We start from the raw sequence: 13,115 nt of genomic DNA on the forward strand, positions 1-13,115 counted from the left end.
GTGGGAGGCCCCGGCCTCCGCCGGGGCGACGTGTGGAACTCTGTCAGGCTCCCAACCGCTCATCCTGAGTAGCCATTGAGCTTGTTGAAATGGCGTATCGAAGGACGGAGAGCGTCTCACGCATAGGCGTTCATCACCGACTTCACTTCCATGAACTCGGCCAGGCCGTACTTGCCATGCTCGCGGCCGTTGCCTGACTGTTTGTAGCCGCCGAACGGCACGTTCGGGTCGGGCGCTCCGCCGTTGAGATAGACCATGCCCGCCTGCAGCCGCCCGGCCACCGCGCGTGCCTCCGCGGGTTCGCCGAACACCACCGCCGACAGGCCGTAGCTGGTGTCGTTGGCGATCTCGATCCCCTGTTCGACATCGTCATAGGGGATGATCGTGACGACGGGGCCGAAGATTTCCTCGCGCGCGATCGTCATCTCGTTGGTCACGTCGGCGAACAGCGTGGGGCGGATGTAAAAGCCCTGGTTGCGCCCTTCCGGCCGGCCGGGTCCGCCGACCACCAGCCGCGCGCCTTCATCGATGCCCTGCTGGATCAGGCGCTGGATCTTCTCATATTGCGCCTGGTTGACGACCGGGCCGATGTGCCGCCCCTCGACCATCGGATCGCCGGTCTCGGTCGCGCCGACGATCTGCGCGGCGAGTTCGACCGCGGCGTCCTGCTGGTCGCGCTGGACCAGCATCCGCGCCGGCGCGATGCAGCTTTGGCCCGAGTTCATCAGCACGCTCATCAGCCCGCCCTGTACCGCGCGGGGCAGGTCGGCGCTGGGCAGGATCAGGTTAGGCGACTTGCCGCCCAGTTCCTGGTGCACGCGCTTGACCGTGTCGGCGGCGTTCTTGGCGACCATGATCCCGGCGCGGGTCGAGCCGGTGAAGCTCACCATGTCGATGCCGGGATGCTTGGACAGCGCGGCGCCGACGCCGGGGCCGTCACCGTTGATCAGGTTGAACACGCCCGCCGGTACGCCCGCCTTGTCGAGCACTTCGGCGAAGATCGCGGCGCAGGCGGGCGATTCTTCGGACGGCTTCAGGATCATCGTGCAACCGGCGGCGAGCGCGGGCGCGACCTTCGACACGATCTGGTTGAGCGGCCAGTTCCACGGCGTGATCATCGCGACGACGCCGATCGGCTCGTGCACCACTGCATGGGTGCCGATCCGCTCCTCGAACTCGAATTCGCGCACTGCCTTGATTGCCGCCATCAGGTGGCCGATGCCGGAGCCGACCTGCGCCGTCCTGGCCATGCCGATCGGGCAGCCCATCTCCTCGCTGATCGCCACCGCCATGTCGGCAGCGCGCGCCTTGTATTCGGCCAGGATGCGTTCGATCAGCGCAACCCGCTCATCGACGCTGGCCTGAGAGAAGCTGGAGAAGGCGCGGCGCGCGGCGGCGACCGCGCGATCGACATCGGCATCGGTGCCGAGCGTGATCGTCGTGCACGGCGCTTCGGTCGCCGGGTTGATCACATGGTGCGGCACGCCGCCGATGCTTTCGACCCAGGCCCCGTCGATATAGTGGTGAAGCAGTTCGCGCATCGCATCCTCGCTGGTCTGGCCATCGGGATTTTCAAATCCCGGGTATGGCGCCTAGATGAAGTCCGGGGCGTCCCGATGCAAGCAGGGAGAAGGCAGTGACGTTGAGCGCGGTGATCCACAGGACGGGCGGGCCGGAGGTGATCGAGTGGCGCGAACATGACCTGCCGCCGCCGGGCCCCGGCGAGGTGCGGATGCGCCATACCGCGATCGGGCTCAACTTCATCGACACCTATCACCGCACCGGCCTTTATCCGCTCGAACTTCCCAGCGGACTGGGCAGCGAAGCGGCCGGCGTGATCGAGGCGGTGGGCGAGGGCGTGACCGGCTGGCGGGTGGGCGAGCGGGTCGCGACCTTCGGCCCCGGCCTGGGCGCTTATGCGACCGAGCGCAATGTCGCGGCCGACACGCTGTTCCGCCTGCCCGACGCGATCAGCGACGAGCTGGCCGCCGCGGTGCTGCTCAAGGGCGCGACCGCCGAATGCCTGGCCGAACGCTGCTGCGCGCTGCTGGAGGACGACATCGTCCTGGTCCACGCCGCCGCGGGCGGGGTCGGGCATATCCTGGTGCAGTGGCTCAAATATCTCGACACGACCGTGATCGGCACGGCGGGTTCACCCGAAAAGGCGGAGCTCGCGCGCAATGCCGGCGCGGACTATGTCATCGAGTACAAACAGCACGACATCGCCCAGCGCGTGCGCGAATTCACGGTCGGCATGGGATGTGCCGTCGTGTTCGACGGGGTGGGGGCGGCGACGTGGCAGGCCTCGCTCGACTCGGTCGCGCGGCGCGGGCTGATCGTCAGCTATGGCAACGCCAGCGGCCCGGTGACCGGCGTCGCGCTCGGCACGCTGGCGGCGAAGGGGTCGCTGTTCGTCACCCGCCCGACCCTGTTCGACTATTACAAGGCCTCCGATGAGCGCGCCGACGGCATCGCGCGCGTGTTCGAGCTGGTGGCGGAAGGCGCGATCGAGGTGGAGATCGGTCAGCGTTATGCGCTGAAGGATGCGGCCGAGGCACACCGCGCGCTCCAGGCGGGCGAAACCATCGGGTCGACCCTGCTCATCCCCTGACGCACATCAGGCCCTGACGCACATCAGGCACGGCGCACCCATTCCAGCGCCGCCGCCAGCGTGGGGTCGCGGCCGTGCACGATGTCGTCGGCGTTCGCCTGCACCTGCACGTCGGGCTGAATCCCCGCATCGGGCTGCGGCTGCGCGGGGAAATAGCCGACCAGTGGCAGGTCGAACTCGATCCCGCTGCCGGGAAGGCGCACGAAGAAGAAGCAGCCGCCATTGATGCCGCGCCGGTTGCCGCCGCTTTCGCCGCCGAACAGGCGGACGAGGCCGGTCTGGCGGGCGCGACGTGCGAACTGGAACGTCGCCGAACTGTTGACCGGGCCGATCAGCGCCGCCACCGGAACGGTGATCCGCGGCGTCATCGCGGGGATCGCCTGGATTTCGTCGGCGGCCGGCCGGCGATACCAGCCGTCGCCGAGCGCCGTCGCCCCCTCGCCCAGGGTGCGGAAGCCGTCGTCCCAGGTGTCGAGATAGGGATCGAGCGCGGCCGGGGTCCGCCGAAACCGGATGCGCTGGTCGTCGCCGGGAAAGGTCAGGTCGCGCGTCGTCAGCCGCGCGAGGATGTCGTCGCCACAGTCCAGCCCGCCTTCGTTATCGCGCAGGTCGACGACCAGACCCTTCGCATCCCCAAGGCTGGCAAGCCGGTCGCCGAGCCAGCCGCGCCAGTCCCACTTGCTGTTGTACAGCGCCCATCCCGGCATGGTCAGCACCGCCACCCCGTCGTCGCGCATCTGCCAGTCCCATTGCACATCCTGGGGCCCGGGCGGGGGCGGCATGAAGCCGCGCCGCGCCGCCAGGTCGATCGCGGGCAGGTCCAGCGCCTGCACGCTGCCGCCGGGCATCCGCGCCTCGATATGGTGCACGCCGTCGCGCGGGGGCAGGATCAGGCCCTGGAACACGTCGAAATATTCGATGCTGTCGTCGCCGCGAACCTCGAGCAGACTGCGGCGCTTGCCGTCATTGCCGCCATCGGCGCGGGCATAGGGCATCAGCGTCGCCAGCAGCGTGCGCGCCGGCAGGCCGTTGACCCGGGTGATGACGGTGCCGCGCGCCAGTCGCCCGGTACCGCTATGGTCGGCGGTGACGACCATGTCGCCGTCGATCCAGCGAAAGGCAAAGGGCAGGCGGGTGGGCCGGTCGAACAGCGCGTCGACGATCACGCGGCGCTGGTTGAAGAAGTTGCAATAGCTGTGCCCGCAACGGATGGTCGCGAGAAATCGCGACAGCGCCAGGTAGCGCGCCGCGAGGTCGGGCGCGGCGAGATATTCGGCCTCCAGCGTCGTCAGGCCGGCCTCCGCCGCGCGCGGCGACAAATAGCGGTAAAGCCCCGGATGCAGGGCGAGCGCGCCGCGCAGGATGGCCATGTCCCCCTTGAGGTCGCCGACGCTGCCTTGCGCGATCGCCGATGCCCCGCCCCGTCCGCCGAGCATCAGTGCACTTGTCGTCGCCAATCCGTTCAGAAGTTCCCGTCGCCGCATCGTCGTCCCGTCCTGTTCCGCATCGAACGGGGCAGGCTCTGCCCGCCCGGTGCGGCGCGGTCGTCTCATAATCGTGCCGCCGCGCGATTATTCGCGTTTTGAGCCGTGGAGACGGCGATAGGCCGACGGTGCCATGCCGTGCTGGGCGAGGAAGGCACGATTGAAACTCGCCTTTGACCGGAAGCCCGCTTCGAACGCGAGGTCGAGCAGGTCGTCGGCGCGCCCGGCGCGAATGGCGTCGGTTACCGCATCGCAGCGCAGCTTGTTGACGAAGGTCGAGAAATTGCAGCCCAATCCATCGTTCAGCGCGCGGGAGAGATGCCCGGTGTTCGTCCCCAGCCGCCGCGCCAGCATCGCCAGGCTCAGATCAGGATCGGCCTGCCATCCCTGCGCCCGCGTGATCGCCGCCCAGCGTTCGCCGTCGGCGCGCCAGTCGCGCGCGGGCGCTGCCGGTGCCGCCGGCCGGGGCGCGAGGCGCGGAAAGGGGCGGTCGGCATGCCGCCATCCCTCGATGCCGAGATAGAGCGCGACCGCGGCGATCACGACGTACAGCCCCATCAGCCCGCGATATCCGAGCGGCGAAACCCAGTTCCACAGATTATAGCCCGACCATATCGCCAACAGGACGAGCAGCCCGCCGATCGCGCGGCTCAACCATCGCCCGGCATAACGATGATCGTCGCTGCGCTCCTCGGTCAGGAACGCGCGATAACCGCGCAGCAGCCGCAGGGCGGCGCGCCCGTAAAGCCCCAGCCCGATCACGACGCCCAGGTCGGTCGCCACGCCGTAAACGCCACCCGAGGCGTCCGCCCAACGGTCCTTGGCCGCGATCGGCAACAGGAAGCTCCCGAACAGGAAGGCGAACTGTGCCCCGGCAGGAATGAAATGCCGCCAGCCGCGATCGGGCCAGCGCGCGAATACGAGCGCGTGGACATAGAAGTAGAGCAGCGGTGCCACCGCCAGCGTGATCTGGAACGGGGCGAAGGTCAGCCAGCGCCACTTGTCGTAGAACCCGGCAAAGCCGATCAGCCACGGCGTGACGGTGGCGGCGAGCACGACCAGCAGCGCGGCCAGCGTGCGGTTGGCGATGCGGTTCTCGAACGTGCCGGCCAGCGCGATCGCCAGGATCAACAGCTGGGCAACCGCAACGGTAAGCACCGCGCTGCGCCAGCCGAATGACAAGCCCTCCCACCACATCGCGACGACCATAGCCCCGGGAGGTGCGATGCGGGAGGGGCTTCGCGTTCAGCCCGGATAAGGGGAATCGGCCAGCAATCGCGCGAGATGCGCGGCATTGACCGCGACCATCTTCGCCGTCTTGGCGACCTTTTCGGGCGTTTCCGCCAAGTCCTTGAAATCGGTCGAACCCATCGCTTCGCCCACCCAGTAGCACGCGGCGACGGCGGGGATGGTAAAGCCGACATCGTTCAGCGCCTGAAAGAGCTGGGCTGAGGAGAAATGCGCGCCGTCCTCGTTGCCGACAATCGCGGCGACCGCAACTTTGCCATAGCTCGGCATCCGCCCGGCATCGTCGGTTTCGGAGATGAACGCGTCCATCCGTTCGAGCACGCGCTTGGCCACGCTGCTGATCTGGCCCATCCAGATCGGACCGCCCAGGATCAGGATATCCGCCTTCAGGATCTTGGCGCGGATGGCGGGCCAGTCGTCACCGTCGCCCTCGTCCGACGTGACGCCCGGCAGGACGTTGTGAGCCGCGACCCGGACGGTCTCGGTCAGGGTCACGTCGACATCCGACAGCGCCTTTTCGAGCAGCGCGATCATCCGGTCGGTCGACGAATCGACGGCCGGGTCGGCCTTGAGCGTGCAATTGAGCGCGAGGGCGGTGATCGCCATGATCGGGTTCTCTTTCGGGGGGCTGGCCGACCTACGCATCACCGGGTGCGGATGTTCCCCGCGTCGTCACCGCGATCGCGAAACCAAGCTACGCGCTCGCCAAGCGAGCATTGCTTGGCCCGGCCGGGCGGCGCGGCTATCACATCGGGCATGTCCGTGACGCCCAACACGCTCGCCCTGATCGGAAACACCCCGCTCGTCCGTTTGGCCGGCCCCAGCGCGGCCGCGGATGCGGAAATCTTCGCCAAATGCGAATTCGCCAATCCGGGCGCGTCGGTGAAGGACCGTGCCGCGCTCTACATCGTCGAGGATGCCGAGGCGCGGGGCGCGATCCGTCCCGGCGGCACGATCGTCGAGGGGACGGCGGGCAACACCGGCATCGGGCTGGCGCTGGTCGCCAATGCCAAGGGCTATCGCACGATCATCGTGATGCCGGAGACGCAGAGCCGGGAGAAAATGGATACGCTGCGGGCGCTGGGCGCCGAACTGGTCCTCGTTCCCGCCGCGCCCTATGCCAATCCCGGCCATTTCGTCCACACCAGCCGCCGCATCGCGGAGGAAACGCCCAATGCGGTGTGGGCCAACCAGTTCGACAATATCGCCAATCGCCGCGCGCATATCTGCGGCACGGCGGTCGAGATCTGGGAACAGATGGAGGGGCGGATCGACGGCTTCACCTGCGCGGTCGGCACCGGCGGCACGCTCGCGGGCGTCGGGCTGGGGCTGAAGGAGAAGGACGCCAATGTCCGCATCGCGCTCAGCGATCCGCATGGCGCGGCACTGTATGAATATTACGCGCATGGCGAGCTCAAGTCGGAGGGATCGTCGGTCGCGGAGGGCATCGGGCAGGGCCGGATCACCGCCAATCTGGAGGGCGCGCCGATCGATACCCAGTATCGCATCTCCGACGCCGAGGGGCTGGAATGGGTGCGCCGGCTGCTGACCGAAGAAGGGCTGTGCCTGGGGCTGTCCTCCGGCATCAACGTCGCGGGCGCGGTCCGCCTCGCGCGCGAACTAGGCCCCGGCAGCCGGGTCGCGACGATCCTGTGCGACACCGGTTTTCGTTATCTCTCGACGCTTTACAACGCGGACTGGCTGGCCGCGAAGGGTCTGGCGGGGCCTGCCGGCGAGGCAATTGCCGACGGTTGACCGCAAGAGTCGACAGGCTCGGGCAAAGCTGTTACGCAAAAGACACAGTTATGCAGTCGCAGCCCGTTGAACCCAAACAATCGCTCCACCGGGTGCGCGTCGGCGTGACGGGGCTCGCGTCCGTTCTGATCCTCTTGCTGGCCGCCGGCGCCATCTACAACGCCGCGCGTGACGAGCCGCAATCGGCGGCGATCGGTGCGCCCAAGGCTGAAGTGGTCGCCAACATCGCCGCGCCGGTTGCCGAGCAGACGCCCGAGGGGGCGGAAACGGACGAGCCGCTTGCCGAGCTCGGTGTCGCGCCGAGTACCAAGGCACCGCCCGCCAGCGAGGCGGCACCCCTGCCCGATACCGATCCGAGTCCGGTTCCCGTCGAATAGGCCGCGTCGACCGCGCCGGTCCCGTCGTCCGCGCGCGGGCGGCGTGCGCATCATGCTGTCTTGCCCTCCGTCACCCGTCCCGCGCGCCACAGGCTCGTGCGTCATCTGCTGCGCCGCATATCCCCGCGCGATTCCCCCATCTCATGGGCAAAATCCCACTCTCACCCAATTCTGCCCATTGTTTTCCAGCTGATCTATGGTATTTCCCATCGCCTAAGGGGGCACGCTCCTGACCGTGAGCGAGCGGTTGGCGGGGGACGCGGAGGCGCGTTTCCGGCGTGGGATGCGTGCGCCCGGGTGAGGGTGTGGTGGCGGAACGCGAGCTTTATCTGAGCTACGGATTGCAGGCGGTCGATGCGAAGGGTCGTGTCGCGGTGCCCGCCACCCTGCGCGCCGCGCTCGAGGCCAATTCGCCCAGCCGCAGCCTGTTCGTCGGGCGGCATGAATCGCACCAGTGCCTGTCGGGCTTCGACGCCGCATGGCCCGCCATCCTCCACAGCCGGCTCGACCCCCGCGAGCTGAGCCGCGAGGATTCGGGGGGTGTCGCCGACTACAACCTGACCGGCACCGCGTTCGGCGATCTGGAGGCCGCCGCCTATGATTCGGCGGGACGCTTCGTCATCCCGCCCTTTTTCCGCCGCATCGCCCGGATCGAGAAATGGGCGTTCTTTCATGGCCGCGGCAACACCTTCAACATCTGGAATCCGCACCACATGCTGGCCGACGACAGCATCGCGGATCAGACCCGCGAACTCGTGCGCTGGGCGCTCGAGGAAAAGGGGGCGCTGTGACCGCCGCCGCCGCCCTGCCGCCCGTGCCGCCGCCGCATGTGCCCGTGCTGCTCGCTGAAGTGCTCGATGCGCTGGCGATCGCGCCCGGCGAGCGCCATGTCGACGCGACGTTCGGGGCCGGCGGGTACACGCGCGCGATGCTCGATCGCGGGGCCGAGGTGGTCGCTTTCGACCGTGATCCGGATGCGATCGACGGCGGCGCCGCGCTGGTCGCTGAAATGGCCGGTCGGCTGACTTTGGTCCAGGCACCGTTCTCCGCAATGGCGAGCGAGCTCGCGCGGCTGGGCAAGGTGCCGGTCGACGGCGTCGTCATGGACATCGGCGTGTCGTCGATGCAGCTCGACCAGGCCGATCGCGGCTTCTCGTTCCAGGCCGACGGACCGCTCGACATGCGCATGGCACAGGCGGGGCAGAGCGCGGCCGATTTCGTCAACGAGGCCGACGAAGCCGAAATCGCCGACGTGCTCGATCGCTATGGCGACGAACCCCGCGCGCGCCGGGTCGCCCGCGCGATCGTCGCCGCGCGCCCGCTGACCCGCACCGGCGAGCTTGCCGAGGTCGTCCGCCGGGCGCTCGGTCATCGCCCGCACGACAAGAAGGATCCGGCGACCCGCACCTTTCAGGCGATCCGGGTCCACATCAACCGCGAGCTCGACGAACTGGCCGAGGGATTGGCCGCCGCCGAACAGGTGCTGGCGCCGGGCGGGCGGCTGGCGGTCGTCACCTTTCATTCGGGGGAGGACCGCATGGTCAAGCGGTTCCTGCGCGAACGCAGCGGCAGCGAGCCGGCCGGATCGCGGCACCGGCCCGTCGCCGCGCCGCGGCACGCGCCGACATTTGCCGCGCCGGCGCGCGCGGTGCGGGCCGGCGATCGGGAAATCGAACGCAACCCGCGCGCCCGGTCGGCCACGCTGCGCGCGGCGCGGCGCACCACGACAACGGCCACCCAGGGCACAGGAGGACATGATGGCGGCCTATAGCTTGCGGGGACTTGGCTGGTTCCTGTCCGCGGTCATCGCGGCACCGGCCTGCTACATGGTTTCGTCCCAGGTCGCCGCGGAGCGGGCGCGGATGGAGGCGATCGATCGATCGATCGCCCAAGCGCGCAAGGACATCCGGATGCTGGAGACCGAGTTCAACACGCGCGCCAACCTGGCCCAGCTCGAACGCTGGAACGGCGAGGTGCTGGCGCTGACCGCGCCGGCCGCCAACCAGTTCGTGCCCGGTGAGGCTGCGCTCGGCGCGCTCAACGATCTCGCGGGCAGCGAGCGGCCGCAGCTGGCGAGCTATATCGTCCCGTCGGGCATCATCGACACGCGCGACGTCGCGACCGGCCCGGTTGCCAAGGTCGATCCGGCTGCGCGCCGTGCGCCGCCCCCGTCGATGCCGGCGATCGAGGTCCAGGCCGCCGCGCGCGACGAGGCGAAGGCCCGGCTCGTCCAGGTCCAGCTCGCCGCCGCCGGCCGTCCGGCCGTGCCGTCGGCCGCCGCGACCAAGGGTCCGGCGCGGGCGCAGGCGGTCGCGATGCTCGACCGCAAGCTGCTGCGCGACACGAGCTTCAACGAACTGATCGCGTCCACCGGCGAGGGAAGCCGCGCAAGGTGATCGTCCTCGTCGCGCCACCGATGACCGACCGCCGGGCCGAAACCGGCCGGGCGCCGATGGTCGCGGTGGCGCACATGCGCCTGATGATCCTGATGCTGGTATTTACCGCCGCGGTGCTGCTGATCGTCATGCGTCTGGCGATGCTGGCGCTGTTCGCCGAGCCGCGCGACGGCCGTGATGCCGCCGCCGCGCTCGCGCCGCTGCGCGCCGATATCGTCGATCGCAACGGCGCGCCGCTCGCGCGCACGATCGACGCCTGGACGATCGGCGTGCGGCCCGGCCACGTCATCGGCGACCGGGCCGAACTGGCGCGCGGGCTCGCCGCGCTGCTCCCCGAACGCAGCGCGGCGGAGTATCTGCGCATCCTCAACTCGCGTTCCAATTTCGTGTATCTGCGCCGCCGCGCCGTGCCGCAGCTGGTGGCCGAAGTGAACGCGCTCGGCGAACCCGGCATCGCCTTTTCGCGCGAGCCCGAGCGGTTGTATCCGCAGTCGGGGCTGGCGGCGAGCGTGCTCGGCTACCTCAACATCGACGGCAAGGGCATGCTGGGGATGGAAAAGGCGCTCCAGCGCCAGCTGACCGATCCGCAGGCGCGCGGCGAGCCGGTGGCGCTGTCGATCGATTCACGCGTGCAGGCGGCATTTGAAAGCGAGCTGTCGCAGGCGATGATGAAGTTCAGCGCGGTCGGGGCGGGCGGGCTGATCCTGGATGTCGACAGCGGCGAGGTGCTCGCCATGGTGTCGCTGCCCAGTTTCAATCCCAACGCGGTCTCCGGGCGCGAGAACGAGCTCAACCTGGTCACCCAGGGGGTCTATGAACTGGGTTCGACCTTCAAGCCGCTGACGATGGCGACGGCGATCGAAACCGGTCTCGTGACGTCGATGGCGACCCGCTACGACGCGACCGCGCCGCTTCAGGTCGGCCGGTTCCGCATCCGCGACGACCATGCGCAGAACCGCTATCTCAACGTGCCCGAGGCGCTGGTCCACTCGTCCAACATCGTCACCGCGCGCATTGCCGACGCGCTGGGGCAGGAGCGGATGGCCGCATCGTTCCGCGCGCTCGGCTTCGATACGCCGCCGCATATCGAGATCGAGAAGGCCAAGCCGCAATGGCCGGGCTTCTGGGCGCGCACCACCGTGATGACCAGTGGCTATGGCCACGGCATCGCGGTCACGCCGCTTCACCTCGCCAACGCCTATGCGACATTGGTCAATGGCGGCATCTGGCGCCCGACCACGTTGATGAAGATCGCGCCGGGCAAGGCGCCGAAGGGACGCCGGGTGTACGCGCAGGCAACGAGCGACCGGATGCGCCAGCTTCTGCGGCTGATCGCGCTTGAGGGGACCGGACGGCGCGGCGACGCCCCGGGCTACCGCGTCGGCGGCAAGACCGGGACCGCGGAGCGCGCCGGGGCGGGCGGATATTCACGCAAGGTGAACGTGTCGACCTTCGCGGCGGCTTTCCCGATGGACGCGCCGCGCTATGTGGTGATCGCCATGCTCGATTCCCCAAAAGGTACCGCCGACACGTTCGGCTTCACCACCGCGGCGTGGACGGTCGCCCCCGTCGTCTCGCGCGTCATCCAGCGTTCGGGGCCGATGCTGGGCGTCTATCCCGACATGCGGCGCGACATCGATGTCAGCGACCTGACGCCCTTGCTGTGGAAAGCGCCGGGCGATGCGTCGAAGGCGGCGGTCGAATGAGGCTGGGCCAGCTGACCGGCCGCGACGAACCCCAGACCGTGACCGGCTTCGCCATCGATCATCGCCGCGTCGCGCCGGGCAATGTCTTCGGCGCGTTCCAGGGCACGCAGGTGAATGGCGAGGATTTCATTCCCGCCGCCGTCGCTGCCGGCGCGATCGCCGTGGTAGCGCGTCCCGAAGCCGTGGTGACCGGCGCGGTCCACATCGCCGACGACACGCCGCGCGCTCGCTTCGCCCGCGTGGCGGCCGATTTTTACGCGCCGTTTCCCGAAACCGCGGTGGCGGTCACCGGCACCAACGGCAAGACCTCGACCGTCGAGATGACCCGCCAGCTGTGGCGGATGACCGGGCATCATGCCGCGTCGATCGGCACGCTGGGCGTCACGACGGCGCAGGACCAGCTGTCGACCGGGCTGACCACGCCCGACATCGTCACCTTCCTGTCCAACGTCGCCGGGCTGGCGCGCGAGGGGGTGACGCACCTTGCCTTTGAGGCGTCGAGCCACGGTCTTTCGCAATATCGTACCGAAGGATTGCCGGTTCACGCCGCCGCCTTCACCAACCTCAGCCGCGACCATCTCGATTACCATGGCGACATGGCGGCCTATTTCACCGCCAAGATGCGGCTGTTTGCCGAAGTGCTCCAGCCCGACGGGACGTCGGTCGTCTGGGTCGACGATCCCTGGGCCGACCAGGTGATCGATCTGGCGCGGATGCGCGGCAACCGGCTGATGACGGTCGGCGAACATGGCGAGGCGATCCGCCTGGTCGCGCGCGAGCCCAGCCTGCTCGGCCAGGCGCTGACCATCGAATTCGATGGCGCCCAGCATCGCGTCAAACTGCCGCTGATCGGTCGGTACCAGGCCGCCAATGCGCTGATCGCGGCGGGGCTGGTCATCGCAACGGGGGGCGAGCCGACGGCGACCTTCGCCAATCTGGCGCGGCTGTCGCCCGTGCGCGGCCGGCTCGAGCGTGCGGTCATCACGCGTGCGGGTGCGCCCATCTATGTCGACTATGCCCATACCCCCGATGCGATCGAGGCGGCCATCGCCGCGCTGAAACCGCATACGGAGGGGCGGCTGATCGTCGTGCTCGGCGCGGGCGGCGATCGCGATCCCGGCAAGCGCGAGCCGATGGGTCAGGTCGCCGCCGCGCACGCCGACCGGGTGATCGTCACCGACGACAATCCACGCAGCGAGGACCCGGCAGAGATCCGCCGCGCGATCCTGAAGGGCGCGCCCGACGCGACCGAAGTGCCCGACCGGCGCGAGGCGATCGCCCTCGCCGTGGCCGAAGCAGGGCCCAACGACATCGTGCTGCTGGCGGGCAAGGGGCACGAGCAGGGCCAGATCGTCAGGGACCTGGTGCTGCCGTTCGACGACGTCACCGTCGCGCGCGAGGTCGCGGCGTGATGGGGGTGAGAAGCTATTTGGCCTCAGCAACGCTCCGTTCGTTTCGAGCGAAGTCGAGAAACGTGATGCACACGCGCGGCGGCCGTTTCTCGACTTCGCTCGAAACGAACGGTCGTCGTGCAAGCT

The 13,115-nt window shown here is 68.9% G+C and carries 12 protein-coding genes; 8 read left to right on the top strand and 4 right to left on the bottom strand.

The window, feature by feature from the left end; translation table 11 throughout:
- Nucleotides 1-116: 116 nt before the first annotated feature.
- Nucleotides 117-1,541 (bottom strand): aldehyde dehydrogenase family protein, encoded by a 1,425-nt coding sequence (locus GO308_RS01175; RefSeq protein WP_240883576.1) that lies wholly within the window; start codon nt 1,539-1,541, stop codon nt 117-119.
- Nucleotides 1,542-1,636: 95 nt separating this feature from the next.
- On the opposite strand from GO308_RS01175, the gene GO308_RS01180 reads away from it, so the two are divergent.
- Complete coding sequence (locus tag GO308_RS01180; RefSeq protein ID WP_156437749.1) at nt 1,637-2,611, top strand: quinone oxidoreductase; 975 nt, start codon at nt 1,637-1,639, stop codon at nt 2,609-2,611.
- Nucleotides 2,612-2,634: 23 nt separating this feature from the next.
- On the opposite strand, the gene GO308_RS01185 is transcribed toward GO308_RS01180, so the two are convergent.
- The 3 genes from GO308_RS01185 to GO308_RS01195 are packed head-to-tail and all read right to left on the bottom strand — an operon-like array spanning nt 2,635 to nt 5,949.
- The gene (locus GO308_RS01185) at nt 2,635-4,164 is read right to left on the bottom strand and encodes a S41 family peptidase (protein WP_240883577.1); all 1,530 of its coding nucleotides are present in this window, start codon (nt 4,162-4,164) and stop codon (nt 2,635-2,637) included.
- Between the two features lie 18 nt (nt 4,165-4,182).
- Entirely contained in the window at nt 4,183-5,304 is a 1,122-nt protein-coding gene (locus GO308_RS01190) for a helix-turn-helix domain-containing protein (RefSeq protein WP_231728701.1), read from the bottom strand.
- A gap of 36 nt (nt 5,305-5,340) precedes the next feature.
- Nucleotides 5,341-5,949, bottom strand: a complete 609-nt coding sequence (locus GO308_RS01195) for an NAD(P)H-dependent oxidoreductase (protein ID WP_240883578.1) — start codon at nt 5,947-5,949, stop codon at nt 5,341-5,343.
- A 150-nt stretch (nt 5,950-6,099) separates the two neighbouring features.
- On the opposite strand from GO308_RS01195, the gene GO308_RS01200 reads away from it, so the two are divergent.
- The 7 genes from GO308_RS01200 (at nt 6,100) to GO308_RS01230 (ending at nt 12,989) form a co-directional block, all read left to right on the top strand.
- Nucleotides 6,100-7,098, top strand: coding sequence for a cysteine synthase A (locus GO308_RS01200; protein WP_240883579.1), 999 nt, complete (start codon nt 6,100-6,102; stop codon nt 7,096-7,098).
- A gap of 50 nt (nt 7,099-7,148) precedes the next feature.
- Nucleotides 7,149-7,475: a hypothetical protein gene (locus tag GO308_RS01205; RefSeq protein WP_240883580.1), complete on the top strand. Its 327-nt coding sequence runs from the start codon at nt 7,149-7,151 to the stop codon at nt 7,473-7,475.
- 308 nt (nt 7,476-7,783) lie between these two features.
- Nucleotides 7,784-8,266 carry a division/cell wall cluster transcriptional repressor MraZ gene (locus GO308_RS01210; protein WP_231726016.1) on the top strand — a complete coding sequence of 161 codons (483 nt, stop codon included), beginning with the start codon at nt 7,784-7,786 and terminating at the stop codon, nt 8,264-8,266.
- Between the two features lie 14 nt (nt 8,267-8,280).
- Nucleotides 8,281-9,246: a 16S rRNA (cytosine(1402)-N(4))-methyltransferase RsmH gene (gene rsmH / locus GO308_RS01215; protein WP_066549069.1), complete on the top strand. Its 966-nt coding sequence runs from the start codon at nt 8,281-8,283 to the stop codon at nt 9,244-9,246.
- Nucleotides 9,233-9,871, top strand: coding sequence for a hypothetical protein (locus tag GO308_RS01220; RefSeq protein ID WP_066674651.1), 639 nt, complete (start codon nt 9,233-9,235; stop codon nt 9,869-9,871). The genes rsmH and GO308_RS01220 overlap by 14 nt, the downstream gene beginning before the upstream one ends.
- Before the next feature lie 20 nt (nt 9,872-9,891).
- A complete protein-coding gene (locus tag GO308_RS01225; protein WP_240883581.1) occupies nt 9,892-11,577 on the top strand; it encodes a penicillin-binding protein 2 in 1,686 nt (561 codons plus the stop codon).
- Nucleotides 11,574-12,989 (top strand): UDP-N-acetylmuramoyl-L-alanyl-D-glutamate--2,6-diaminopimelate ligase, encoded by a 1,416-nt coding sequence (locus GO308_RS01230; RefSeq protein WP_240883582.1) that lies wholly within the window; start codon nt 11,574-11,576, stop codon nt 12,987-12,989. The genes GO308_RS01225 and GO308_RS01230 overlap by 4 nt, the downstream gene beginning before the upstream one ends.
- The last annotated feature ends 126 nt before the right edge of the window (nt 12,990-13,115 follow it).

Origin of the sequence: Sphingomonas sp. SFZ2018-12 (genome assembly GCF_022496715.1) — a bacterium.
Classification (GTDB): domain Bacteria; phylum Pseudomonadota; class Alphaproteobacteria; order Sphingomonadales; family Sphingomonadaceae; genus Sphingomonas.